The sequence below is a fragment of the Gilliamella sp. wkB72 genome, assembly GCF_001693745.1.
Taxonomy (GTDB): Bacteria; Pseudomonadota; Gammaproteobacteria; order Enterobacterales; family Orbaceae; genus Gilliamella; species Gilliamella apicola_E.
In genome coordinates, this window is sequence record NZ_LZEI01000006.1 from 342262 (window position 1) to 369049 (window position 26788).

At 36.3% G+C, this 26788-nt stretch carries 29 protein-coding genes and 1 riboswitch; of the genes, 16 read left to right on the forward strand and 13 right to left on the reverse strand.

What is annotated here, in order from left to right; genetic code table 11:
• Position 1 precedes the first annotated feature (1 nt).
• On the forward strand, positions 2-1360 hold the full coding sequence (locus tag A9G07_RS02870) for a DUF3482 domain-containing protein (RefSeq protein WP_065733948.1): 1359 nt from the start codon (positions 2-4) through the stop codon (positions 1358-1360).
• Positions 1308-1832, forward strand: coding sequence for a C40 family peptidase (locus tag A9G07_RS02875; protein ID WP_081299493.1), 525 nt, complete (start codon positions 1308-1310; stop codon positions 1830-1832). Before A9G07_RS02870 ends, A9G07_RS02875 begins: the two co-directional genes overlap by 53 nt.
• Positions 1833-1954: 122 nt before the next feature.
• Here the strand turns inward: A9G07_RS02875 and nifJ are convergent, their stop codons facing one another.
• From nifJ to rsmE, 7 genes are all read right to left on the reverse strand, one after another.
• Positions 1955-5491 (reverse strand): pyruvate:ferredoxin (flavodoxin) oxidoreductase, encoded by a 3537-nt coding sequence (nifJ, locus tag A9G07_RS02880; RefSeq protein ID WP_065733949.1) that lies wholly within the window; start codon positions 5489-5491, stop codon positions 1955-1957.
• Between the two features lie 309 nt (positions 5492-5800).
• A complete protein-coding gene (gene purM / locus A9G07_RS02885) occupies positions 5801-6838 on the reverse strand; it encodes a phosphoribosylformylglycinamidine cyclo-ligase (protein ID WP_065733950.1) in 1038 nt (345 codons plus the stop codon).
• A 90-nt stretch (positions 6839-6928) separates the two neighbouring features.
• Positions 6929-7348 carry a Holliday junction resolvase RuvX gene (gene ruvX, locus A9G07_RS02890; protein ID WP_065562647.1) on the reverse strand — a complete coding sequence of 140 codons (420 nt, stop codon included), beginning with the start codon at positions 7346-7348 and terminating at the stop codon, positions 6929-6931.
• 3 nt (positions 7349-7351) lie between these two features.
• A complete protein-coding gene (locus A9G07_RS02895) occupies positions 7352-7909 on the reverse strand; it encodes a YqgE/AlgH family protein (protein WP_065562646.1) in 558 nt (185 codons plus the stop codon).
• Between the two features lie 20 nt (positions 7910-7929).
• A complete protein-coding gene (locus A9G07_RS02900; protein ID WP_065733951.1) occupies positions 7930-8382 on the reverse strand; it encodes a GNAT family N-acetyltransferase in 453 nt (150 codons plus the stop codon).
• Positions 8383-8385: 3 nt separating this feature from the next.
• Positions 8386-9342: a glutathione synthase gene (gshB, locus tag A9G07_RS02905; protein WP_065733952.1), complete on the reverse strand. Its 957-nt coding sequence runs from the start codon at positions 9340-9342 to the stop codon at positions 8386-8388.
• Between the two features lie 198 nt (positions 9343-9540).
• Positions 9541-10266, reverse strand: coding sequence for a 16S rRNA (uracil(1498)-N(3))-methyltransferase (gene rsmE, locus A9G07_RS02910; protein WP_065733953.1), 726 nt, complete (start codon positions 10264-10266; stop codon positions 9541-9543).
• 98 nt (positions 10267-10364) lie between these two features.
• On the opposite strand from rsmE, the gene folB reads away from it, so the two are divergent.
• The 4 genes from folB to A9G07_RS02930 are packed head-to-tail and all read left to right on the forward strand — an operon-like array spanning position 10365 to position 12432.
• On the forward strand, positions 10365-10733 hold the full coding sequence (gene folB / locus A9G07_RS02915) for a dihydroneopterin aldolase (protein ID WP_065562642.1): 369 nt from the start codon (positions 10365-10367) through the stop codon (positions 10731-10733).
• Between the two features lie 12 nt (positions 10734-10745).
• On the forward strand, positions 10746-11753 hold the full coding sequence (locus A9G07_RS02920; protein ID WP_065733954.1) for an MBL fold metallo-hydrolase: 1008 nt from the start codon (positions 10746-10748) through the stop codon (positions 11751-11753).
• 39 nt (positions 11754-11792) lie between these two features.
• Positions 11793-12002, forward strand: coding sequence for a hypothetical protein (locus A9G07_RS02925; RefSeq protein WP_141673930.1), 210 nt, complete (start codon positions 11793-11795; stop codon positions 12000-12002).
• A gap of 1 nt (position 12003) precedes the next feature.
• Positions 12004-12432 carry an EamA family transporter gene (locus A9G07_RS02930; RefSeq protein ID WP_065562639.1) on the forward strand — a complete coding sequence of 143 codons (429 nt, stop codon included), beginning with the start codon at positions 12004-12006 and terminating at the stop codon, positions 12430-12432.
• On the opposite strand, the gene moeA is transcribed toward A9G07_RS02930, so the two are convergent.
• The 3 genes from moeA to rsmI all read right to left on the reverse strand — a co-directional run bounded on the left by moeA (position 12424) and on the right by rsmI (position 15846).
• The gene (gene moeA, locus A9G07_RS02935) at positions 12424-13650 is read right to left on the reverse strand and encodes a molybdopterin molybdotransferase MoeA (protein ID WP_065733955.1); all 1227 of its coding nucleotides are present in this window, start codon (positions 13648-13650) and stop codon (positions 12424-12426) included. The two genes, A9G07_RS02930 and moeA, sit on opposite strands and share 9 nt — an antisense overlap.
• A gap of 118 nt (positions 13651-13768) precedes the next feature.
• Positions 13769-14860, reverse strand: coding sequence for a redox-regulated ATPase YchF (gene ychF / locus A9G07_RS02940; RefSeq protein ID WP_065562637.1), 1092 nt, complete (start codon positions 14858-14860; stop codon positions 13769-13771).
• A 158-nt stretch (positions 14861-15018) separates the two neighbouring features.
• On the reverse strand, positions 15019-15846 hold the full coding sequence (gene rsmI / locus A9G07_RS02945) for a 16S rRNA (cytidine(1402)-2'-O)-methyltransferase (RefSeq protein WP_065733956.1): 828 nt from the start codon (positions 15844-15846) through the stop codon (positions 15019-15021).
• A gap of 363 nt (positions 15847-16209) precedes the next feature.
• On the opposite strand from rsmI, the gene nlpD reads away from it, so the two are divergent.
• From nlpD to A9G07_RS02975, 6 genes are all read left to right on the forward strand, one after another.
• Complete coding sequence (gene nlpD, locus A9G07_RS02950) at positions 16210-17223, forward strand: murein hydrolase activator NlpD (protein ID WP_256122072.1); 1014 nt, start codon at positions 16210-16212, stop codon at positions 17221-17223.
• A gap of 112 nt (positions 17224-17335) precedes the next feature.
• Positions 17336-18088, forward strand: coding sequence for a 2,3-diphosphoglycerate-dependent phosphoglycerate mutase (gene gpmA, locus A9G07_RS02955; protein ID WP_065562634.1), 753 nt, complete (start codon positions 17336-17338; stop codon positions 18086-18088).
• A gap of 88 nt (positions 18089-18176) precedes the next feature.
• Positions 18177-18752, forward strand: a complete 576-nt coding sequence (locus tag A9G07_RS02960) for a thymidine kinase (RefSeq protein ID WP_065733958.1) — start codon at positions 18177-18179, stop codon at positions 18750-18752.
• Positions 18753-18811: 59 nt separating this feature from the next.
• The gene (locus A9G07_RS02965; protein WP_065733959.1) at positions 18812-20020 is read left to right on the forward strand and encodes an aldose 1-epimerase family protein; all 1209 of its coding nucleotides are present in this window, start codon (positions 18812-18814) and stop codon (positions 20018-20020) included.
• A 129-nt stretch (positions 20021-20149) separates the two neighbouring features.
• The gene (locus A9G07_RS02970; RefSeq protein ID WP_065733960.1) at positions 20150-20737 is read left to right on the forward strand and encodes a UbiX family flavin prenyltransferase; all 588 of its coding nucleotides are present in this window, start codon (positions 20150-20152) and stop codon (positions 20735-20737) included.
• 4 nt (positions 20738-20741) lie between these two features.
• Complete coding sequence (locus A9G07_RS02975) at positions 20742-21182, forward strand: pyridoxamine 5'-phosphate oxidase family protein (protein ID WP_065733961.1); 441 nt, start codon at positions 20742-20744, stop codon at positions 21180-21182.
• A 59-nt stretch (positions 21183-21241) separates the two neighbouring features.
• Here A9G07_RS02975 and A9G07_RS02980 read toward each other — a convergent pair whose 3' ends face one another.
• From A9G07_RS02980 to pdxS, 3 genes are all read right to left on the reverse strand, one after another.
• Positions 21242-21646: a GFA family protein gene (locus A9G07_RS02980; RefSeq protein WP_081303328.1), complete on the reverse strand. Its 405-nt coding sequence runs from the start codon at positions 21644-21646 to the stop codon at positions 21242-21244.
• A 174-nt stretch (positions 21647-21820) separates the two neighbouring features.
• Positions 21821-22402: a pyridoxal 5'-phosphate synthase glutaminase subunit PdxT gene (gene pdxT / locus A9G07_RS02985; protein WP_065733962.1), complete on the reverse strand. Its 582-nt coding sequence runs from the start codon at positions 22400-22402 to the stop codon at positions 21821-21823.
• Positions 22402-23286, reverse strand: a complete 885-nt coding sequence (gene pdxS, locus A9G07_RS02990) for a pyridoxal 5'-phosphate synthase lyase subunit PdxS (RefSeq protein ID WP_176713947.1) — start codon at positions 23284-23286, stop codon at positions 22402-22404. Before pdxS ends, pdxT begins: the two co-directional genes overlap by 1 nt.
• 109 nt (positions 23287-23395) lie before the next feature.
• Here pdxS and A9G07_RS02995 point away from each other — a divergent pair, with 109 nt between their 5' ends.
• The 4 genes from A9G07_RS02995 to A9G07_RS03010 all read left to right on the forward strand — a co-directional run bounded on the left by A9G07_RS02995 (position 23396) and on the right by A9G07_RS03010 (position 26637).
• Positions 23396-24799, forward strand: a complete 1404-nt coding sequence (locus A9G07_RS02995; RefSeq protein ID WP_065733964.1) for an aminotransferase-like domain-containing protein — start codon at positions 23396-23398, stop codon at positions 24797-24799.
• A gap of 398 nt (positions 24800-25197) precedes the next feature.
• Positions 25198-25461 carry a SemiSWEET family transporter gene (locus tag A9G07_RS03000; protein ID WP_081299490.1) on the forward strand — a complete coding sequence of 88 codons (264 nt, stop codon included), beginning with the start codon at positions 25198-25200 and terminating at the stop codon, positions 25459-25461.
• A gap of 402 nt (positions 25462-25863) precedes the next feature.
• The gene (locus tag A9G07_RS03005; RefSeq protein ID WP_065562626.1) at positions 25864-26097 is read left to right on the forward strand and encodes a hypothetical protein; all 234 of its coding nucleotides are present in this window, start codon (positions 25864-25866) and stop codon (positions 26095-26097) included.
• Between the two features lie 135 nt (positions 26098-26232).
• Positions 26233-26637, forward strand: coding sequence for a DUF1161 domain-containing protein (locus A9G07_RS03010; RefSeq protein ID WP_065733965.1), 405 nt, complete (start codon positions 26233-26235; stop codon positions 26635-26637).
• 36 nt (positions 26638-26673) lie between these two features.
• A riboswitch (TPP riboswitch) is annotated at positions 26674-26762 on the forward strand.
• Positions 26763-26788 lie beyond the last annotated feature (26 nt).

Here is a 26788-nt window from a genome sequence, read left to right on the forward strand (position 1 = left end):
TATGATAACTTCATTGAAATTAGCGATAGTTGGACATGCAAATTTTGGTAAAACTTCACTTTTGCGTGCATTAATAAGAGATAGTCATTTTGGTGATGTTTCTGATAAGCCAGGGACAACTAGACATGTAGAGTCAATCAAACTCCCTCTAGCGGATAACACCGACATTACTTTTTATGATACACCCGGATTTGAAGACAGTTTGGCGCTTTATGACTATATCAATCAACTTGTATCGCCAAATAGTAAGCTTGATGGAGTCGATAAATTAACGATTTTTTTACAAAGTCCAGAAGCTGAAAACCTCTTCAATCAAGAAGCAAAAGTAATCCGACAGGTGTTAAATTGTGATGCTGCTATCTATGTGATCGACGTGCGAGAGCCCGTTCTACCTAAATATCACGATGAATTAGCTATCTTAGCCAATAGCGATAAACCGATTCTTGCAGTACTTAACTTCATTTCAGCTGAGGAACAGAATGAAAAGGAATGGAAAAGATTGCTTTCAAGAATGGGGATTCATGCTATCATTGGGTTCAACGCTGTTTTTCCACCCTTAGACGGTGAAGAAAAATTGTACAATAGCTTGGCGTTATTGGTTGAACCAGCAAAAAAAATATTGGATAATTGGCTAGTTAATATTGCTGAAACTCGTGAATCACGTAATCGTACAGCTAACCAAATCATTGCAGAAGCATTAGTTGATGTGACTGCTTTTTATGAAATGGCAAAATCTGATGATAAGCAAGCTGTCGCTGACATGCAAAATAAAGTCAGGAAACGTGAACAGAAAGCAATTAATGATTTATTGAAGCTCTATCAATTCGATTCAACTCAAGAGAGTGAAGAGAATTTGCCTTTAATCAAAGGCCGTTATAATGCAGACTTGTTTAATCTTGATGCATTAAAAACGATGGGGGTTCACTTGACCAAAGGTTTTGTGTCGGGCGCTACAATCGGTGCTAGCATTGATTTAGCAACTGGTGGATTATCATTTGGTTCAGCTGCGTTAATAGGTGCAGCCGTTGGTAGTTTAATGCAAACTGCTAAGCATTATGGATCGAGAATGCGCTATCAGCTTTCTGGATTTAGTAAACTAAGTGTTGATGATGTGATCATTTGTTTTCTTTCTTTACGATTAGTTCAGCTTAAAGAGAGTTTAAATTTTCGCAGCCACGCGAACCTTAGCCCAATTAAGTTGTCTAAACTTGATGAGAATAAGTGGCAAAAAGGCGTTTTACCTAAAAGTTTAAAGGTAGCAAGACGTTATTCGCAGTGGTCTACGTTGAATAAAGGAACAAGAAGAAATGACAAGAAAAGACAATCGATTATTAACGAAGTTGCGCAGCAGCTGCGGTAGCGTTAAAAAGCGATTATTAGTAAGCTCACTAATTTTATCATTATTCGTATTATTTGGTTGTAGTAGCAGTCATAGCCAAGTATCAGTTAAATCTGATCCTGTGATGTTAGCCAAAATTGAACAGCACTACTCAAAATGGAAGAGAACACCTTACCGTTATGGTGGTACTACTTTAGCTGGTAGTGATTGTTCTGGTTTAGTTATGAACTTCTACAAAAATAGATTACAAAAGACCCTTCCAAGAAGTGCTGCTGAACAAGCTAAATTAGGTTATAAAGTTACCACGCCTAAAGCGGGTGATTTAGTCTTCTTCAAAACCGGACGTAGTCGTAGCGGATTACATGTTGGTATTTATTATGCAGATGGTAAATTCTTACATGCTTCAACTTCAAAAGGTGTTATCTATTCAAATCTGAATGAAGATTACTGGAAAAAACATTACTGGATGACACGTCGTGTGACTGGTCGTTAAAAAAGTTTAATAAATATAATAAAAAACTCTCTATATTTAGAGAGTTTTTTTTATTCCCAAAAATTGGATCTTCATTAAAGAGATTAAACGGATTAATTTAACCAATTAATCCGTTTTTAGATTTAGCTGTCAGCTGGCGTTTCTATATCGGAATAGGTTGCTAGCATCTGCAAGAATTTAAATTTGGAATTAACCATTTTTGCAGATTGTTCATGCAAGGTATTAGCAATCACTGGCTCAAGTGTTTCTAAACGACGGAATCGTTGTTCTTTGAGTAACACATCAGTTAATGATTCACTGTTTGGTGCTTTTGAGTCTAGCACTAGACCCGGTTTTCCTTCTTGCATACGACGAGGATCATAACGGTATAGTGGCCAAAAACCTGATTTTACTAAATCTTTCATTTGTTCATGAGATTTAGATAAATCATAACCATGTTCTTCACAAGGACTATAAGCAATAACGAGAGAAGGGCCGTTATAGGCTTCAGCTTCTTGTAATGCTTTTAGGGTTTGATTTAGTTGTGAGCCTAGGGCCACTTGAGCAACATAAACGTGACCATACATCATCACACTCACACCTAGATCTTTACGGGCTTTATTTTTACCTAAATCAGCAAATTTTGATACAGCACCCATTGGTGTAGCCTTCGATTGTTGACCACCAGTATTTGAGTAGCATTGAGTATCAAGAACTAAGATATTTACGTTTTCAGTGAGACTCATTACATGGTCTAATCCACCAAACCCAATATCATATGCCCAACCATCACCACCAATTGCCCATACTGATTTATCAATTAAGTAGTCAGCATCTTGTATTAGCTCTTTAGCTTCCGCTGAGGTTAAATGAGCTAATTGTTGACGAAGTAAATTGACTTGCGTACGTTTTTCATCAATTGAAAGATCCGGAGATTGTAAATTGATTACAATTTCTGGTGAAATTTCGCCTGCAACATGTTCCAACAAACGTAATGCTCGTTTTTTATGTTGGTTATAGGTAATTCGATAGCCAAGGGCGAATTCGGCATTATCTTCAAATAATGAATTTGCCCATGCTGGTCCTCGACCATTATGATCGGTGGTATATGGTGTTGACGGTAAGTTACCCCCATAAATTGATGAACAACCAGTGGCATTAGCAATAGCGAGATGATCACCATATAATTGCGTTAATAATTTGATGTAAGGTGTTTCACCACAACCCGCACATGCACCAGAATATTCAAATAATGGTGTTAATAGTTGCGATGTGCGTATATCTATACGTTCGAGGGTTTTTATTTCACGATCTGGTAGTGCAGTAAAGTACTCGTAATTAGTCCGCTGTGTTTCAAGATTATCAATGCGCGACTGCATATTGATAGCTTTGATATCAAAGTTATTGCGGTCACGTGAAGGACAAACTTCAACACACAAATTACATCCAGTACAATCTTCAGGCGCAACTTGTAATACGTAGCGTTGACCTTTCATATCTCGCGCTTTCACTTCTAGTGAGCTTAACGATTCTGGTGCATTAACTATTTCACTAACCACTTTGGCTCGAATAGCCGCGTGAGGACAAGCTACTACACAATGGTTACATTGGGTACAAAGTTCGGGTTTCCAAATTGGAATTTCTTCCGCAATGTTGCGTTTTTCCCATTTGGTGGTACCAACTGGCCATGTTCCATCGGGCGGGAACGCCGAAACGGGTAAAGTATCACCTAAGCCGGCTAACATTGTTGCAGTAACCATTTTAACAAAATCAGGTGCATTGCTTGGTACGACTGATGGGCGCAATGGGCTACTTTCATCAACACAACTTAATGGAATTTGTTCAAGTGATGCGATGGCTAAATCAAGTGCTTTCCAGTTATTTTCAACAATATCTTGCCCTTTACTGCTATAACTTTTGGCAATAACTTCTTTCAGTTGAGTGATACTGAAATCATTTTTAAATATTTCAGATAAATGGAAGAAAGCGGCTTGCATTACGGTGTTTATTCTTGCCCCTAAGTTACATTCTCGAGCAATTTTAGCCGCGTTAATAATATAAAAGTGCGCTCTTTTCTTGATTAATTGAACTTGCACTTCTTTAGGTAATCTATGCCAGACTTCATCCTTACTATAAGGCGTATTAAGCAAAAAGATTCCATCGTCTTTCAATCTTTCAACGATCTGATACTTGTCAATAAACTGATCTTGATGACAACCAATAAAATGAGCACTGGTGATTAAATAAGGTGAATCAATAGGCTCAAGGTTGACTCTAAGATGAGAGGTGGTTAAACCGCCTGCCTTTTTCGAGTCATAAACAAAATAACCTTGAACATAAAATGGTGAGTTATCACCAATAATTTTAATATTATTTTTTGTTGCAGATACGGTTCCATCACTTCCCAAACCATAAAATAATGCTTCAAGTGCCGATTTTTGTGGTATTGATTGTTCTGGTAATGGTAATGATAATCCAGTTATGTCATCGTAAATACCAACAGTAAATCGAGGTTTTGGCTTCTCAGTTGCTAATTCATTAAAAATAGCTAATACCGAGCGAGGATCGAACTCTTTCGAAGATAGACCATAACGACCACCAATAATTTGTGGTAAATAACTACGTTCACCGCGAGAAAAACTTTCAGCAAATGCTGTCATTACATCTAAATAAAGTGGTTCTGCTTGAGCGCCTGGTTCTTTGGTGCGATCCATCACCGCGATTTTTTTCACGGTTTTAGGGATAATATCAAGTAGATGTTTTGCTGAAAAAGGGCGGTATAATCTGACGATGACTACGCCAACTTTTTCATCATTTTTGATTAGATGATCAACCACTTCTTTGGTGGTACTGACCCCCGACCCCATAATAACAATAATACGTTGCGCATCTTCTGCGCCATAATATTCGAAAGGCTGGTATTTTCTACCTGTCTCTTTTTCAAATGCCTGCATCGCATCAACAACATGGTTGTAAGCATTTTCATAATAGGGATTAATGGCTTCACGACATTGGAAGTAGGTATCAGGATTAGCTGATGTTCCGCGTATTACCGGCTTATCTGGTGTTAATGCGCGAGCACGAAAAGCTTCAATAGCTTGATTAGGTAGTAAGTTACGAATTTGTTCATCACTGATTGGGTAAATTTTATTGACCTCATGTGAGGTTCTAAATCCATCAAAAAAGTGGACAAATGGTATACGACTATTGAGTGTTGCTATTTGTGAAATTAACGCTAAATCTTGAGCTTCTTGTACTGAGCTAGAACAAAGCATGGCGAAACCAGTTTGCCTGATTGACATGACATCTGAATGGTCACCAAAAATAGATAATGCATGAGTTGCAACGGTACGAGCAGCAACGTGTAAAACAAATGGTGTTAATTCTCCCGCTATTTTGTATAGCGATGGAATCATTAATAGTAAACCTTGTGATGAGGTAAATGATGTTGCTAGTGCACCAGTCATTAATGCGCCATGCACGGTCGAGATTGCGCCAGCTTCGGATTGCATCTCAACTACTTTTGGGGTATCACCAAATACATTGGGTTTATTAAATTCTGCCCATGTGCTGGCTTGCTCAGCCATTGATGAACTCGGTGTAATGGGATAAATAGCAATGACTTCGTTTGCACGATATGCGACAGATGACACCGCACTATTAGCATCTGATATGATCATTAAAAAACCTTGTATTTTATCGTTTTATGACATTACTTAGTTATTATATTTTTTGACTATTGTACCAGAAAGTAAGATAGCTTTTAGTTATTTTTGTGTTAATTTTTTCCGTTATGACTATCTGTTTTTAATCATTACCAAGCGAATTATTATTGGTAAATCGAATTGCAAAAGTTGATGATTAAGCTAACTTAACAAGTTATTTAAGTTGAAGTTTTTTTGAAAGTTTACCAATGAGTAGTATCAATAGCATTGATTGGATAAAAAGTTTATATTATCCAAATGGTTGGATAATATAAACGAATAGTATTATTTAATAATTACACGCTCAGTTGATGATGATGTTTTTATTTCACCTAGTAGCCAAGCTTTTTCACCATGCTCATTAAGCAAATTGATGGCTTGGTCAGCTAACTGTTTTGGTAAAGCGATGATCAAACCAACGCCACAGTTGAAAGTACGATACATTTCATGACGACTGACATTACCAGCTTGTTGTAACCAATTGAAGATTGACGGCCATTGCCAGCTTGATTCATTAATAATTGCTTGAGTGTTATCCGGTAAAACACGAGGAATGTTTTCCCAAAAACCACCACCAGTAATATGGGCAATTGCATGAACGTCGATTTTGGAAATTAAATCTAGGACAGATTTGACATAAATTTTGGTTGGAGCAAGTAGATGATCAGCTAATGGTTTTCCATCTAATTGTTCTGTAGCTGGATTTACACCACTCACTTCGATTATTTTTCGAACCAAAGAGTACCCATTAGAGTGGGCACCACTTGATGCAAGAGCAATTAAGGCGTCACCATCTTGTACTTTACTTCCATCAATCATTTCTGCTTTTTCAACTACGCCAACACAAAAGCCGGCTAAGTCATAATCATCACCGTGATACATACCCGGCATTTCGGCTGTTTCACCGCCAACTAAAGCACAGCCTGATTGTTTACAACCTTCAGCGATACCTGTAACGACTGTTGCTGCAACATCAACATTAAGTTTACCTGTTGCATAGTAATCTAGGAAGAATAACGGCTCCGCACCTTGAACAATCAAATCATTAACGCACATTGCAACTAAATCAATACCAATTGATTCATGGCGGTTTAAATCCATTGCCAGACGTAATTTTGTGCCAACACCATCAGTACCTGATACTAAAATAGGTTGCTTATATTTTTGCGGAATTGCACATAATGCACCAAAACCACCTAGTCCACCCATAACTTCAGGACGTTTGGTCTCTTTTACAACAGATTTAATGCGATTTACCAGTTCATTGCCTGCATCGATATCGACACCGGCATCTTTATAGCTAAGAGATTTGTTATTTGACACGGGAGCAGTCCTTACAGTAGAAAAATTGTTTGATATTTTAGCAAGGATGAAATTTATTGGCGACTAATTATTGATAAAATAACTTATTAATTAAAGAGATTCATTGTTCTCAAACCAACTCTCTAAAATAATAATGGCAGAAGTTGCATCAACATGACCTTTTTCAAGCGCCCGATAACCACGTGAAGCAAAAATATGTGATTTAGCCTCAACTGTGGATAATCGTTCATCTTGTAGATGTACTTGATAACCAAACATACCATGCAAACGGTTAGCAAATTTGCGAGCTCTAGCGGTTAAAGGTTGTTCTGTGCCATCCATATTTAGCGGTAGTCCAACCACTAAATAATCGGGTTTCCATTCATTAAGTACTTTTTCAATCGCTTGCCAATTAGGTATGCCATCACGAGCTTTAAATGAACAAAGTGGGTTAGCTGTTTTTGTGATGTCCTGACCAATAGCTGCACCAATACTTGCAGTACCAAAATCAAATGCAATAATAGTTGCCATTGTCTATGCATTACCCATTTGGTGAGAAATAGTACTGATATTAATGCCCAATGATTCAGCCGCTTTTTTCCAACGATCCTCAATAGCCACTTCAAAAATAATTTGTGGATCAGCTTCGGTAACTAACCAGTCATTTTTGGCAACTTCACTTTCAAGTTGTAATGATTGCCAACTTGAGTAACCCAGTGCTAGAAAGATATCTTTTGGTTGTTCTGGAGAGCCAATCGATTTCAATGCGTCAAGTGATGTGGTTATCATCACATCATCAGAAATCTGTATACTTGATGCAAACCCCTTATGAGGCGTGTGTAAAATAAAACCTTGCTCCTCGGCAAGTGGTCCACCACAAAATACTGGATGCTCAAGTTCAGCACAACTTTTTGAGGCAGTGATTTCAAGACGGGACAATACGGTTTCAACATTGAGATCTATAATAGGCTTATTCAAAATAATACCCATTGCACCATCACGATTATGTTCACAGATATACACCACAGAACGACTAAATACTGAATCATGTAGTGTTGGCATTGCAATAATAAAATGATTTTTTAAATTCATACGCTCACATTGTTGTTAAATTATAATGCACATTTACCAATTTTGACTTTATGTTCTACATTACAACGCATTAATACTTCTGGATGATTGGTTTCTTCATTAATTGATTCACCAATAATTTCAAAATCCTGCGATAAGTAAAAGTTAATCGCATCACTATTTTGTTTATACACATGTACCAATAATTCATTGTGACGCTGTTTTGCTTTTTCAACTAGCGCAGCTCCGGTTCCTTGATGACGAAAACCTTCTTCAACAAAGAGTCCAGAAATATAATTCTCAGTTAAACCTATAAAACCTACTACGCCATTAAGATCTTGGACATAGATAGTTGACATTGGAATCAACATTTTAACTATATCGTAGTTCTGTTTAAAAAATTCAAGATCAATAAAGTTGTGAGCTTGTTCATTACCTTGTAGCCATATCTTCATAATGGCATCTAAATCTTTTGGTTGGTATTCTCTAATCATTTTTTAACTCTTTTTATTTAATCTTGATTCAATCGCGTCCATTAAAAGCCCTGTGATTGATAAATCTGGATGGGCAGTTTCAATTTCTCGTACACAAGTTGGACTAGTGACGTTAATTTCAGTTAATTTATCCCCAATTACATCAAGTCCTACAAATAAAAGTCCTTTTTGTTTTAATGTTGGTCCAATACTGTTGGCAATTTTCCAATCACTATCATTTAAAGCTCTTACTTCACCATGTCCGCCAGCGGCTAAGTTTCCACGTGTTTCACCTTTTTGAGGTATCCGCGCCAAACAATAAGGAACCGGAACACCATCGACAACTAAAATACGTTTATCACCATCTTTTATTGCCGGGATAAAATTTTGCGCCATACAGTAACGAGTATTATGCTCGGTAAGTGTTTCAATTATCACAGACACATTGGGATCATCTTGTTTGATTCTAAAAATTGACGAACCACCCATACCATCAAGTGGTTTTAAAATAATGTCATGAAATTGTTGATGGAAAGCCTTAATTTGTGATGTTTGGCGAGTAACTAAAGTTTCCGGCGTAAAATCAGCAAACCAAGCAGTAAATAATTTTTCATTACAATCACGTAAACTTTGTGGCTTATTAACTACTAATACGCCTTTATCTTCAGCGCGTTCTAAAATATAAGTCGCATAGATAAATTCGGTATCAAAAGGCGGATCTTTACGCATTAGTATCACATCGAGTTCACTTAATGCTATTGTTTGTTCGTCACCAAAATCAAACCAATGTTCACTATTGTTATGAACTGTTAGTATACGAGTGGTTGCACTTGCTTCACCATTACGTAAAAACAGATCATTCATCTCCATATAATAGAGTTGATAACCTCGCTTTTGTGCTTCAAGCAGCATAGCAAAGCTGGTATCTTTTTTTAATTTGATATGGCTGATGGGATCCATAACAATACCAAGTTTAATCATGTTGACTCCTTACTGATTTTATCTGATTGCATTGAATTTGCTGTTGATGACTTGCACGCTTTTCTACCTATTTAAAATCACTTATTTGAAATCAAGGTAGAGCATGGTTTTAGCAATAAAAATCAAGTTTTGAACTATCATACTCGTTACCGATTAATAAGCAAAGCAATCAATTGTTAACTCATTCATTTTGGGTGATTAACCTAAATCACCTAAACGAACTTGAAGGGCAGTTATTGCTGTTAGTGCAGCTGTTTCAGTTCGTAAAACTCGTGGACCGAGTAAAATATCGGTAAACTGATATTGATGCGTCATCTGAATTTCTTCGTTAGATAGCCCACCCTCTGGTCCAATTAATAAACTAATGTTTTTATTCTCAGACGACAGTTGATTTATGCCTTTTTCTGCTTTTGGATGTAAGTTGAGTTTTAGGCTATCAGTTAAACTTGCACACCAAGTTTCTAATTTCATTACCGAATTTATGGTAGGAATGATGTTACGCCCACATTGTTCACAGGCAGAAATAACAATTTTTTGCCATTGTTGAACCTTCTTTTCAAGCCTTTCTTGATCGAGCTTTACGCCACAGCGTTCAGAAAGTAGTGGGGTAATGATACTCACACCTAATTCAACTGATTTTTGAATAGTAAACTCCATTTTATCGCCACGAGAAATAACTTGGCCTAAATGAATGTTTAATGGTGATTCTCGATCATCAAAAACAGTTGTTGCTGTTTTTACAACAACGTTTTTTTTGTTTACTTCATGGATCACTGCTGGCGTAATTTGGTTAGAGCCGTCAAACAACGTCACTGATTCGCCAGGCTTCATTCTTAATACACGGATCAGGTGATTAAAAGCATTGTCGTCCAAGGTAATTAGGCTGTTTTGATTGATGGTGTAGGGTTGAAAAATTCGAGTCATATCATCTTTTATTCACTATTATTTGAAATAAATTATAGCGTAATTTAATAAGATTCGGTAATCTCTATTTTAAACAATATCAATGCTTGGAATTGAATATGACATTAACGATTAAAGATAGAGTATTAATTGAATCTCTAACAGTTTATACCACAATTGGTGTTTATGATTGGGAAAAAAACATCAAACAGAAGTTAGTCCTTGATTTAGAAATGGCTTGGGATAATAAGCCAGCAGGAAAAAGTGATAATGTAGAATTTTGTTTAGACTATTTCGTTGTTTCACAATCAATAACATCATTTATTGAAGCAAATAAATTTGAGCTTATTGAAACAGTAGCTGAACGTGTTGCACAGTTAGTTATTGAACAATTTTCTGTTCAATGGTTAAAAATCAAAGTCTCAAAACCAGATGCGATTGCTAATGCAGGCAATGTTGCTGTGATTATTGAACGAAGTATCAATTAACTCAACAAATTAATGAATAAAAAAAACGAAACGCTAGATAAAGCCCTTAATGAGCGAAGTGATAATTTACATCATAGAGCTTTTAAAAATAGTGAGCCTTTTTCAATTAAATTGACTGACGCGCTACGTTGGCGCCTTAAACGTAAAGTCTTACCACCCAAAGCAGGATATCAAGTATTTAACCAAATTTGGTGTAGCTCAATTGATTTAAATTTAGAAGGTGATCGAGTTTGGTGGATAGGGCATTCAACTACGTTAATAAGACTTAATAATAAATGGATATTAACCGATCCGGTTTTTTCCAACCGAGTTTCGCCGTTTCAATTTATTGGTCCTAAACGACGAACCAAACCCGCTATTATTATCGATAAATTACCAACCATTGATGTAGTTTTGATATCGCATAGCCATTATGACCATCTTGATTTTAATAGTATAAAACAACTGGTAAAACGTTTTCCACAAATGACTATTTTAGTTCCCCTAGGGCTCAAAACCAAACTATTAAAATGGGGAGCGAAGCAAGTTATTGAGTTGGACTGGTGGCAATCTTCTAATATTGGTGGAATAACGTTTACTGCGACACCAGCAAAGCATTGGAGTAATCGAAGTGCTTTTGATGTCAACAAATCATTATGGTGTGGTTGGGTAATGCAGAATGATGACTCGTCGTTATCGAAAAATATCTACTTTATGGGGGATACCGGCTATTCAACCAGTTTAAAGAAAATTGGCGAAAGGTTTAAGCAAATCGATCTAGCCTTGATCCCCATCGGCGCATATGCACCGCGTTGGTTTATGCAATCACAGCACATCGACCCTCAACAAGCATTGCAACTGTTTGATGAATTAAATTGCCAATCAGCGATTGCCATTCATTGGGGAGCTTTTGAATTAGCGGATGAATCGTTAGATGAGCCACCGTTTTTATTAAATTCATTGAAGAAAGATCGTGCTTTTCACGTAGTAAAAATTGGTGATAGCTTTGCTATCAATCAGTTTAATAATGCATTAGAATAACGAATAAATTATAAGATAACTAAATATTTGCGAGGGGATATGATGAAACCAGTAATTATCGCACTAACTTGCCTGACACTAAGTTTAAGTTTAACAGCTTGTGGTGGTAAAAATGATGAAGGCAAACAGTACCATTGGTCAAAAGCTCACGGTGTGCTTGAAGATTGCCGAGGAGTGATGAATAAATCAGAACAATGCCAAAAGAATTCAAACAATCAACAGTATTTATTTCAAATAGATAGGTATTAATATGAGCGCTTGGCTTGTTTATGCTTTGCTATCGGCAATTACCGCTGCATGTGTTGCAATTTTAGGTAAAATTGGTTTACAACACCTTGATGCCAATACTGCAACCGCAATACGGGCTATTGTTATGGCGATTTTTTTAGTTGGCGTGGTTGCCGTGCAAGGAAAGCTAAATCTAATTAACACGTTCTTTAACGATAAGAAAGCATTACTTATTATCGCATTGAGTGGAGTCGCTGGGGCATTATCTTGGTTATTCTACTTCATGGCAATTAAAGAAGGTAAAGTCTCGCAAGTTGCCCCGATTGATAAACTTAGCGTTGTTTTTGCCGTCATTTTTGCTGTTATTATCTTTGGCGAAAAAATTTCATTTCTTTCAGCCATTGGTGTTGCCATGATTGCTGCAGGTGCTGTTTTAGTTGCGCTATTTTAATAAATTATTAAACAGCTCAACTGTCACATATTCACCTTTAGCAACATTGCCTCTTTCTTGCTCAAGGATGATAAAGCAGTTGGCGTGATTAAACGACTGAGTTAGATGTGAGCCTTGTTGACCCGTTGAAGCAACTTCTAACTCACCTTCAGAATTAACTTGCAATACACCACGTTGAAAATCTAATCGGCCAACACTTTTTTTAAGATTCGTTGCTGCTTTCACTTCAAATGACAGATTGTTAGAGGTTAAATGCTCTCCTGACAGTGCTAAAATCAAAGGCTGAACTAACTGATAGAAAGTGACCAATGTCGAAACAGGATTGCCAGGTAATCCACAAAATAACGCATCACCTATCTTTCCAAACGCAAACGGCTTACCGGGTTTTATAGCAATTTTCCAGAAATTAATTTTACCCAGTGCTTCTAAAGCTGTTTTTGTATAATCTGCATCACCAACAGAAACCCCACCGCTTGTAATCACTAAATCAGCAAGTTTAGACGCTGTTTCAAGTGACTGCTTAATTCGGTTCGGATCATCGGCAATAATACCTAAATCGATAATTTGGCAATTTAATTTAGATAATAATAATTTTAGCGTAAATCGATTACTATCATAAATTGCACTTTTGTTTGTTAGCGGATCACCAATATCGGTTAATTCATTTCCGGTTGAAAAGATAGCGACTTTTATTTTTTTATAGACGACTAATTCAGTTATACCAAGCGTGGCTAAACTTGATAGTGTTGGAATGGTTAAACGTGTACCTTTAGTCACCACCACCGAATCTTGTTTAACATCTTCGCCGATACAACGAATATTGCTACCTAATTTAATATCACCTAAAAAATTAATACCTGACTCTGTTTGCTCTGTCTCTTCTTGCATCACCACAGCATCAGCTTGTTCAGGAACAGGCGCGCCAGTCATAATGCGTAAGCAACTCCCTAATGGCCAATTCAGATTAGAGATATCATCTCCAGCAAAAATAGTACCGGCTAAAGGTAACAATTTCGATTGATTGATATCAGCTAACCTTACCGCATAACCATCCATAGCCGAATTGTTAAAACTTGGTACATTAATTGGAGAAATAACCGGTTCGGCAGTAACACAATCTAAGGCGTCAAATAATGCAACTTTTTCACTTGAAAGTTGATTGTATAATGATGATGCTTCAAGTATATTTTTTTTAGCTTGCTCAAAGGTTAATAACATAAATGAAGCTCCTTATAATTGATTATCCATTCAGGGAAGAGTGATATTGGCGAGTTATTAATTTTACAAAATTGAAATAAATAGGGTGCGGTATTAAACTGCACCCATTAAAACTTGATTATACATTAAATAAGAAATTCATAATATCGCCATCTTGCACGACATAATCTTTTCCTTCTGAACGCATTTTTCCTGCTTCTTTAGCACCTTGTTCACCACCATATTTGATAAAATCATCAAAGGCAATGGTTTGTGCACGGATAAATCCTTTTTCAAAATCGGTGTGAATTTTCCCCGCTGCTTGAGGTGCAGTATCACCAACAGAGATAGTCCAAGCACGAACTTCCTTAACGCCAGCAGTAAAATAAGTTTGTAAGTTAAGTAAACTATAACCCGCGCGGATAACTCTATTTAGACCCGGTTCGGTTAAACCAAGATCTTGCATAAACTCATCACGATCAGCATCATCAAGCTCAGCAAGTTCTGCCTCAATAGCTGCACAAACTGGTACTACGACTGCTTTTTCTTGTTCAGCGATGGCTTTCACTTTATCTAAAAACGGATTGTTTTCAAAACCATCTTCATTGACATTCGCGATGTACATAGTTGGTTTTAACGTTAAGAAACTAAGATATTTAATCGCATCTAGTTCTTCTTTACTTAAATCTAAAAGTAATAATTTTTTACCTTGTTCAAGGTGAGGAAGGCACTTTTCAAGAATCTCAAGTTCATATTTAGCGTCTTTATCACCACCTTTAGCTCGTTTTTGTAAACGGGTAATAGCGCGTTCACAGGCTTCAAGATCGGCTAACGCAAGTTCTGTGTTAATAATTTCGATATCTTCAGCTGGATCGATTTTACCTGCAACATGAACAATGTTTTCGTTTTCAAAACAACGAACAACATGGCCAATTGCTTCGGTTTCACGAATATTAGCTAAGAATTGGTTACCAAGTCCTTCACCTTTAGATGCACCTTTTACTAAACCTGCGATATCAACAAATTCCATGGTCGTTGGTAATGTTCGTTGCGGCTTAACAATTTCCGCTAATTGATCTAAACGCGGATCGGGCATTGGCACTACGCCTGTATTAGGTTCGATAGTACAAAACGGAAAGTTAGCCGCTTCAATCCCAGCTTTAGTTAGTGCATTAAAAAGCGTTGACTTGCCCACATTTGGTAGACCGACAATTCCACATTTAAATCCCATATTGTTTATTACCTTGTGTTATAAAAATCTTAAACGTTGATTATATACTAAATTGCACTAATTGTGCTAATGCTGATGATATAAGATCATCGAAATCAACACTTAAAACGATACTCTGCTTAATCTCAACATAGTTTTATTAACAATATAATTGTTAGCTAATTTTGAAAGGTTAATCCGAGTTGATATAATTGATTTTTTTTCAGCCCATAAATTTCAGCAGTTATCGCTGCGGCTTTTTTTAAAGGTAGCTCATTTAATAACAGTTTTAGTGTATTAATTGCTTTTGCATCAATCACATCATCCGTTTTATTCATACCTTCGGCAATCAAAACGAATTCGCCTTTTTGTCGGTTACTATCTTCTTCTAACCATTCAATAAGATCTTTTATGGAAAAATGGACGATGGTTTCCCATGTTTTGGTCAGCTCTTTAGCTAACACAATCTGTCTATCGCTTCCCCAAATGGTTTGCATATCATGCAAGGTATCTAAAAGTCGATGCGTTGATTCGTAAAAAATCATAGTTCGTGGTTCATCAATTAACGTAGTAAGATAATCTTGTCGTGCTTTTGTTTTAGCCGGTAAAAATCCCTCATAACTAAATCTATCCGAAGGTAATCCAGCCACTGAGAGTGCCGCAATGGCCGCACATGCACCAGGGATGGGTACTACATTAATATTATTTTCACGGCAAGCTTTCACTAAATGATAACCGGGGTCATTAATTAATGGTGTGCCTGCATCAGATATTAACGCTATTGATAATCCTGATTTAAGTTTTTCAATTAATAGTTGTGATTTATCTTGCTCATTATGATCATGTAAGGCGAACAATTTGGCTTTAATCCCCAAATGTTGCAAAAGCAGTCCACTATGACGGGTATCTTCAGCCGCAATTAAGTCAACTTGCTTAAGTGTATTAATCGCGCGAAGGGTAATATCATCTAAATTACCAATAGGTGTTGCTACAATATATAAAGTCATTATTTTGGGATCACTGTAAATTTTTAAGTCTTAAATATACTATATCAAATTTAATGTACATACTCCTAGTGCCGAAAAAAGTCTTAATCAATAAAACATAGACGGATAATAGGGCATTTATTAAACCAAATTTTAGCAATCATTTTATACTGGTGACAGATTTCATCTAAAAATCGCCTAAATAACTTACAATAAGCAATATAAACTGTAAAATTTGCCGAATTTACAGTTTTTAAGCAATAAAAATGCTATTTTAGCTGTGATTTTATTGATTTAGCTTGCTGGTAATTAATATAATAGCTTTTTGTTATAAAAACGATAAAATGTTCGTATTAAAACTATATATAAATGAAAGGTGTTATTGTGAAAAAAATTCTCACATTAAGTTGTTTAAGTTTGATGATTTCTGCTTGTACGCAGACAAATCCAGCTGATATCGAAGATATATCTGATTCTTCGAGATCTTCTACCTCCTCGGTTTACACAAAACCGCCTGAAATTATTTCCAAAGGTAATCGAGCGCCATCATCTACATCAACTTATACACCATCGGCGCCAGCATCTCGTAATTCGACTAGCGGTTCAACTAGTCAAGGTGTTGTGACATCAAATGAACGTATTGTCTATAATCGTGATTATAATGATATTCCAAAAGGTGGCTATCAAGGTGATACTTACACCGTCAAACGAGGCGATACACTGTTTTATATCGCTTGGGTAACCGGTAATGATTATCGAGCATTAGCTGCTAAAAATAATATCAAAGAACCTTTTGCTGTAAGTGTAGGTCAAGTGCTTGATGTTAGCGGTGGCACAACGATCGTTGAAACTAAAAAAACCACATCAACGAATACTCCTGCTCAGACTAGTTCAACAAAACCAGTTGTAACAACAGTAACTACTACAACAACTACTACATCTGGTACTAATAAACCAACCAATACAGTTGAAACTACTGAAACTGTAACTGAACCGGCTTCAACCACATCGCCATCTAGCTCAACATCGAATGTTGCCAATATTACATGGCAATGGCCGGCACAAGGTAAGATCATTGAAAAATTCTCTAATGCCACTAAAGGTATAGATATTGCTGGTTCATTAGGCGCTAAAGTCGTTGCAGCAGCGGATGGTCGAGTGGTTTATTCTGGTAATGCATTACCAGGTTATGGTAACTTAATCATTGTAAAACACAATGATGACTATTTAACGGCGTATGCGCATAACCAAACTATTTTGGTTAAAGAACAACAAAATGTTCGAGCTGGTGAACAAATTGCGACAATGGGCGCAACGGGAACTTCATCAGTACGACTACACTTTGAAATTCGTTATAAAGCGCAATCAGTCGATCCATTAAAATACTTATCTAAATAATAAGTGTTTAAAAAGATTAAAACGTTAAAAATGCACTGAATCAAACGTGCATTTTTAACGAAAGTCCAATTCATTTAACCATTTTATTTTACGTAACTAAGGAGTTATATTCATGGCAGTAAAAAAATTAGTTCTTATTCGTCACGGAGAAAGCGTTTGGAATCAAGAAAACCGTTTTTGTGGTTGGACTGATGTTGATTTATCTGACAAAGGTAACAAAGAAGCTGCTGAAGCAGGTAAATTACTAAAACAAGAAGGCTTTACATTTGACTATGCATATACTTCAGTTTTAAAACGTGCTATTCATACATTATGGCACATCCTTGATGAAGTTGATCAAGCATGGTTACCGGTTGAAAAGAACTGGAAATTAAACGAACGTCATTATGGTGCGTTACAAGGTTTAAATAAAGCAGAAACTGCTGCTAAATATGGTGATGATCAAGTTAAATTATGGCGTCGTGGTTTTGCTATCACTCCTCCTGCACTTGAAAAATCAGATGAGCGCTTCCCTGGTCACGATTCACGATACAGCAAATTACCAGAATCAGAATTACCATTAACTGAAAGCTTAGCATTAACAATTAAACGTGTACTTCCTTACTGGGAATCAACTATTGCACCACGTGTTGCAAAAGGTGAACGTGTTATTATTGCAGCTCACGGTAACTCTCTTCGTGCTCTAGTTAAGCATTTAGACAATATCAGTGATGATGACATTATTGATGTTAACATTCCAACTGGCGTACCATTAGTTTATGAATTTGATGACAACATGAAAGTTGTTAAACATTACTACTTAGGTAATGCTGATGAAATCGCAGCTAAACAAGCAGCGGTAGCAAACCAAGGTAAAGCCAAATAATTTATTCATCAAAAAGGTAAGTCGAGAGACTTACCTTTTACTTTTAGTGTTACTGATAATTACTATCTAACTTTTTGAGACGCAAATTTTGTCTAAAATTTACTATATTTATGGCGTAATGAACGCCGGAAAATCCACAGAATTACTACAAATAGATCATAACTATTTAAGTAATAATATGCAGACATTATTACTTAAATCATCGGTCGATACTCGCGACTCCGCAGTTGAGATTGTATCTCGACTTGGATTACGTAAAAAAGCATTACAACTTGATGATAATACTGTTGATGGTATTATTGAACAGATCAAACAAAATAACTATGCGTGTATTTTGATTGATGAAAGTCAATTTTTATCGTCCAATACCATATGGAAGTTGTCAGACGTATGTGATGAGTTTGGCGTTCCGATGATGTTTTTTGGATTAAAGACCGATTATATGGGACATTTGTTTGAAGGTTCGAAAACATTATTAGAAATTGCTGATAATTATAGAGAACTTAAAACCGTATGCTGGTGCGGTAAAAAAGCGACAATGATTCTGTTAGAAGGTGAAAACGGACAAATCGTTAAATTTGGTAATTCAATTCATCTTGGTGATAGTGAATACCATTCAGTTTGTCGAAAACACTGGAAAGCAGGGCAGGTTAGACCCAATTAACGCATATCCTTGCTCATGATGGATATATATTTTAATTATAATTATAAGGAATTAATCTCATGAAAATTAGAAATCTTACGTTAGCTGTCGCGCTTGGAGTAATCTCCTATTCTGCCAATGCTACACATTACATTATTACTGACACCGATATTCAAGTTAGAAAAGGTGGCTGGTATCTAACAAATGTCGAACATGCAAAGGGTGCACCAACTTTTAGTATGCAAAATAGTGTACTTAGAGGTGGGCTTCAAGAAGATGTTGAAGTCTTAACTCTTATAAGTGATGGACTGACTATTAAATTAAGCCCAACTCGTGGTCTAGGTATCCTTTCAGTTGAAGGTGATGGAGTGCGCTTAGGTTGGGATTCCCCGGTTGAAGAAATCGTTCATCCTAATAATATCAACTTAGAAAGCCGTGGTGGTAATGGTTGGTTAGATGGTTTTAATGAAATGATGGTTCGTTGTGGCTTTGAATGGACAGGTCATGCGGTACAAGCTGATGGAATGATGTACACCCTTCATGGGCGCGCGCAAAATACACCTGTTTCAAAACTGTTTGTTGATATTGAAGACGAAGCACCATACACCATTACCGTTAGTGGTCTTATCAAAGAAAAAGCTTTCAAAAAGAGCAATTTAGAAACTTGGGTTAGAATTTCTCATGTACCAGGAACTAAAGAATTTACTGTTCACGATACTGTGACTAACCAAGGTGATTACCCGCGTGATTATCAAATTATCTATCACAGCAATTTTGGTACACCAATCCTTGAAGAAGGGGCAAAATTTGTTGCACCTGTTAAAGAAGTTTCACCATTCAATGATTATGCGGCTACCGGCCTTAAAAATTGGCAAACCTATTTAGGACCAACAAAAAACTTTGACGAAATGGTTTATAACATCTTCCCTTATGCGGATTCAAAAAATCAAACTCAAGTGATGTTGGCTAACAAAGCAGGTGATAAAGGGGTTGGTATTTCATTTAATACTAAACAGTTACCAGTGCTTACATTATGGAAAAACACCGATACGCTTAAACAAGGTTACGTGACTGGTATTGAGCCAGGTACAAGCTTTGCCTATCCTGTTACTATTGAACGTGAACAAAAACGTGTTCCTCAATTAGAACCAGGTAAAAGCGCTGACTTTAAGCTAACATATAGCTTATTATCAAATAAAGAAGCCGTAAAAACTTATGGTGACAAAATTAAAACCATCCAAGGTAAACAAACTACAAAAGTCGTTGAACAACCAATGGCTAAAGAATAAGTTATATCAAATTCCACCGCTAACAAAAAGGTTAGCGGTGACTTTCACTCCACGATTAAACAAATTCCCATACCTTAACGCACTAATCTAAGTTAAAATAAATTCAGAAATTTGACTGTAGGAATCAATATGAGAAGAATGATAGTTGGTATAAGTGGCGCAACAGGCTTTGCTTATGGTATAAAAGCTTTAGAACTCCTAAAACCAATGGACATTCAAACCCATCTTGTCATATCAAAAGCGGCCAAAATAACCGGTAATTACGAACATTCTAAATCCCAGTTAGCACAATTAGAATCTTTAGCCGATATGGTCTATTCGATTGACAATATTGGCGCTGCAATTGCTAGTGGGTCATATAAAACAATGGGCATGTTAGTTGCACCTTGCTCGATGCGAACACTGGCAGCAATAGCTCATGGTCTATCTGATAATTTATTAACACGCGCTGCTGATGTCGTTTTAAAAGAGCGTCGTCGCTTAGTGTTAATGACACGAGAAGCCCCATTACATCTAGGACACATTAAAAATATGGAAGCGGTGACATTGATGGGAGGAATTATTTTTCCACCTGTTCCTGCGTTATATCAACATATTGAAAGTGTCGATGATATTATCACTCATAGTGTTGCCAGAGCGCTTGATCTGTTTGATATTGATGTACCTAGTTTACCGCGCTGGGGTGAGGATATGAGTCTTAATCAAAAATCTGAATAAAATAATGAAATCATCTGACCATAAAATCGTGCAATTTATTAAACAGCAACATGTGTTAAGTTTGAGCCTAATATTAGCAGAAAACCAACCATGGTCATGCAACGCATTTTATGTATTTGATGAAGTCAATTGGTGTTTATATTTCTTATCAGAATTGAAAACCCAACACGCACAAGCAATGCTAAAAAATCCTAATGTTGCTGGCACGATTAGCATCAGTCCAAAATCGATTGCCAAAATTCAGGGGATACAATTTACGGGCAACGCTCAATTGCTTGCTGAAAATCAAGCAAGTCATGCTTATAAACTTTATTATCATGCCTTTCCTTTTGCTAGAGTGATGAAAGCACCGATTTGGTCTATTCAATTGCAACAAATCAAGATGACAAATAACCTAATGGGTTTTGCGCATAAAACCCATTGGCAACGTAATGAAGACCTTTAAAAGCAGACTTAGCGTTTGAAAATAAACTTTATCCAGCTAATGAAATTAGTACCAAATTATTAGGGTTTTGGGGGGATTCCTTCTTCGAATTCAGGATAACCATCACAAATAATATCCCAATTCGCTTTTGAACCCGTATAAATATGAATACGTTTTTCCGCATTAATTGATTCATTAATTAGGCCAATACGTAATCGATAACTATTATTATCATTATCACGACTAGAAAAAAGGTGTGAACCACATTGACCACAAAAATGGCGATTAACGCCTGAGCATGAAAAAATTTTTATCTTTTCTTCGCCCTTAATAAAAGTTAAATCTTCCTTGTTAATGGCTGTTGCAGCATTAAAAGCCGAACCTGTTTGTTTGCGACAACGCGAGCAATGACAATACACAATTGTTTTAATCTCATTATTTAGTTGATAGACAACTTCGCCACATAAACAACTTCCTGTCATCATAATTTATTTACCTTTTTTATTTATCATTTGTTAACACATTATAAAGACAGATAAAAATAAGTTGCAAGCAATTTAAAAAATAGAAAAAAGTTGAGGAACGGGGTTTTTGAGGAGAAAAAGGCACCAATAATTAGTGCCTATAATCGAATATCTTTTTATATAAGAGAAAAACAGTCAGCATTTTTCAATAAAATAGCGCATTATGCGATTATCGGTCGTTAGTTCGGGATGGAATGAGCAGACTAAAATATTATCTTGCTCTGCCATTACGCAATGATTATCAATAAAAGCAAGTTGTGTGACTTGCTTGCCCGCCCTAGCAATATAGGGCGCTCGGATAAAAACAGCTGGAACTTGCTGGCCAATAGGTGCAATATCTAACATCGTCTCAAAGCTAGCAATTTGCCGACCAAATCCATTACGTTCAACCACAATATCCATCAACCCCAGTTGTTCAACTTCGCTATGGCTTGTTTCATTACCGCAAAGCACCAAACCCGCGCAGGTACCCAAAATCCCTTTACCTTGCTTGGCAAACTCTTGGATTGGTTCAAATAAGCCATTTTGCCGAATTAAACGACTTATTGCTGTTGATTCACCACCCGGAATAATTAAACCATCAACTTGACGCAATTGCTCGGGCTTTTTTACTGTAATTGGGATGACTAAATCAATAGTTGCAAGCATATTTAAATGTTCAGTCACTGCGCCTTGTAAATTAAGCACACCAATGGTTTTACTTGCTTTTGAGCTCATTACCAACCTCGCTCCTGCATTCTTTCAGATTCGCTTAATTTACTGATTTCGATACCTTTCATCGCTTCACCTAATCCTTTTGAAAGTTCAGCTAATCTTGGATAATCGTCAAAATAAGTTGTTGCTTGAACGATTGCTTTAGCGAATTTTTCCGGATTTTGCGATTTAAAAATACCTGAACCAACAAACACACCATCGGCGCCAAGTTGCATCATCAATGCAGCATCAGCAGGCGTAGCAATGCCACCAGCAGCAAAATTAACAACCGGTAGTTTACCCAGTTGTTTGATTTGTAATATCAACTCATAAGGTGCACCAATCTCTTTAGCAAATGTCATCAACTCATCTTTTGATTTACCAACAACTAAACGAATTTGTTCATTTACTCGGCGCATATGCCTTACTGCTTCTACAATATTACCTGTTCCTGGTTCACCTTTGGTGCGTAGCATCGAAGCACCTTCACCAATTCGACGCAGTGCTTCGCCTAAGTCACGACAACCACAAACAAAAGGTACGGTAAATTCATCTTTCAATAAATGATATTGTTCATCCGCTGGTGTCAGCACTTCGCTTTCATCAATATAATCGACGCCCATGGACTCCAAAATGCGTGCCTCAACGATATGACCGATTCGCGCTTTTGCCATAACAGGTATGGTAACTGCTTTCATCACTTCTTCAACGATTGTTGGATCAGCCATTCGTGCTACGCCTCCAGCAGCGCGTATATCAGAGGGAACACGTTCTAAAGCCATTACAGCCACTGCACCTGCTTGCTCAGCAATTTTTGCTTGTTCGGCATTAACTACATCCATAATCACACCGCCTTTTTGCATCTGTGCCATGCCACGTTTTACTGTTTGTGTACCTGTTTTCATGATTGCTCCTAATTAAATAAAGTATTATTCAAAATAAAATTGCTTCAATAAACAGCCAATTGGACTATAATTAACCCATCCAATTATGCATAAATCAAAAAACTGATAGACGATGTGGAATAAACAAAAATTAGCGGCTTTTGACGGAGCACTATTTAAAAAAGTGGTCCAGTTGATTGAAAACTACATTGAACAAGGGGTATTAATAGCGGGTGAGAGATTGCCATCAGAGCGAGAGTTAGCTAAAAATCTGCACGTTAACCGCTCAACTATTGTCCATGCGCTAGATATCTTAACTGAACGAAATATATTGGTTCGTAAGCAGGGTAGTGGAACCTTTATTAATGATCAAAAATGGGGGCTTCAAGCTTACTCCACCATTAACTGGCGACTACCAGCCCATTTCTATCAAAATCGCAAAAGTGTATATCAACAAAAAGTATTTCAGACTCGTCAGCAAATGGCGAACATCTGTGATTTGGCTAATGGCGATTTACCAACTCATATGATGCCCAAATTAATGTTACCCAATATCACCTCTCATGAAATGGTTGCTTATGAAAAGCAAAGCGACACGTTGCAATTGGGTCTACCTACACTCAAAGTGCAGATCGCCAATTATATGTTGAACCAATTTGGCATGATGGTTGATACCGATCAAATTTTAATAACCTCAGGAACGCAGCAATCCCTCTTTTTAATTACTCAAGGATTATTAAAACCTGGCGATGCAATAGGTATTGAATCACCTTCATATTTCTATTCATTACCACTATTTCAAGCAGCAGGTTTGCGGTTATATGGTATTGAGTGTGATGCCGAAGGGATAACCTTAGAGAGTTTACAAAAAGTCAGTTTAGAACGGCAAATTAAATGGTTATTTCTAAATCCAATATTTCAAAATCCAACGGGATGTGTGATGAGTAATCATCGAAAAAAACAGATATTGGCATTTTGTCGAAAGCAGTGTATTGGTATTGTTGAGGATGATGCTTATAGTGGGTTAGCTTTTGATCAAAAGAGTCATATCGACCCGATAAAAAAATATGATACTAGTAATCAAGTTATCTATTTAGGATCATTATCCAAATATATTGGTCGCAACATACGTATTGGTTGGATGATTGCACCGAAAGAAATTATCGAAAAACTAGCCAATATAAGGCATCACATTGACTCAGGATTAAGTATATTACCGCAACTTTTAGCTGAAGAATATTTGACTCATCACTACCAATCCCATCAAGAATGGTTACGCCAGCAATTAGAACAGAAGGCTAACCAACTAATAGATTGGCTTGATGACTATTTTAAAGGTGACATCAATTACCAGATACCCACAGGCGGTTTTCATCTATATGCCCATTTGCCCGTTAGCAGTCAGGCGCAGGAGTTGGCTATTTTAAATCAATTACTAGCAAAGCATATAATAGTGTCACAAGGCACTGACTTTGGGGATCGAGTTGGCGCTATACGTTTAAGTTATGGTCATTTTGCAAAAGATTTGATGAGATAAAGCGAACTAACTTTTTATTGATTGTTCTAACAGGTATTTGGCGTTAATAAATAGATCATAACTGCTAGACAAACAAGGCAGGGTTAATCGGTAAACTTCAAATCTCATTATTGGATTGAATCTCAGCTAAATAATCACAAAACTATCAAAAAATCACGGTTTTTACGCCTTATTAGCTACATTATATGATATAACAATTTGCGTTTGATATAAGGCATTCGTAGCAATAACATTTATTATTAAAAACCATATCCGATTACTTAAAATAGATTCACATAAAAAATCTTATCATTTTATTTACAAAATATTATCTGAAACCACGGTACACCAATATTTAACTCACTTGTTATATATGTTAGATTATTTGCTCCTTTCATATATAAGCAGGTAGGCTGATTTTGAATCTTTCTCCAAAAGCTTTTCACTATTTGGGTGTTATCGCAACACTTGCATCATTAGGAATGTACGTATCGTATATCCCACAAATTATCGACAATCTTCATGGATTTAAAGCTAATCCAACTCAACCTTTAGCGGCAGCAATTAACTGCTCATTATGGGTCTGTTATGGCTTATTACGACAAAAAAAGGATTGGCCAATTGCAATAGCTAATTTTCCAGGGGTATTATTTGGTTTAACCGCGTTTATTACTGCTTTATAAATTCTTGTTTTAACTCCCTTATATTTTCTTTATACAGCATAATATATGCTGTATTTTTTTATAATCACAATTTTTGTGAAATAGGCTAGATAATGGTTACTCAAAAATTGAGAAATCAGAGAAGATTAAAAATTAACCTTGCATATAACTTATTAATTATTATATTGTTATTGAGTTATCAACAGGTTTGTTAAATACTTATCAAATAATAAAGTGAATAATTTAATCGATTAATCTAATTTATCGATTTACTATTGTTATCTAATAGTGATTAGACTATAGTAAAAGTCAGCCTATTTTTTAGGCTGGATTCATCTTTAAAATCTATCAGAATGTTATTTATATAAAGATTAACTAAATTTGATGATTAACAAATGAGTTTTATAAAATAAGGAAATCACCATGGCTGATATTAATCTTTCCGATGATTTGATAAAAGATTTTATCTACTCAATGTACCGTAAAGAGGTATTATTAAATTTAAAAGGTGTGGTTTTGACTGAAGAAGATCGCAAACAACTCCACGCAAAAAGAGACTTTGTAAATCAATTATCTGAAGCCGAATTATCCGATATTCGCTCATGGGTTCTAGATAAATTAAAATTACTCGAAAACCAACACCAAGAGCAGAATTAACTAAAAAATCTATACTAAGCTAGCTTTTTCAAATCTATTGATAAAATTTATTTGCAGCGTTATTCAAAACGATATGGACAGTTTAAACAATCGTTTTATAATGCATCAGTTACTCGATAATCTTAAGGAAAGATCATGAAAAAGTTAGCAGTAGTTTTATTATTAGGTCTCCCAGTTATTGCATCTGCGTCCAATTGTGACGAAATTAGTGCAAATATCGCCGAAAAAATTAAAAATAACGGTGTTAATGAAAATAGCTTCCAATTAAAACTTGTTCCTCAAGATGAACAAAATATTGAAGGTAAAATCGTTGGATCATGTGATCGAGGTAAACAAAGCATTGTTTATATTCGTACACCATCATCAAAATCAGTTAAAGATGAGCCTGAAACACCTGTTGAAATCACACCACAACCTGTCGAGAGCGACAGCCCTAGTAACGCTCCAGTTCAAACGCCAGCTTCGGCACCAGTAGAAAAAGTTCAAACTCCAGAGCCGACTTCTACAGAATCTCAGGAAACTGAACAAAAAGCAGAATAAAGAGAAATTTAAGTAACCATTTTATAAATTTTATAATTTGTTTAACCGGGGTGCTATAGGCTGAGATTATACCCGTTGAACCTGATTCGGTTAATACCGACGAAGGGAGTTTAAAACACGTCTATTATAGAAATCTGTTTAACTCCTTATA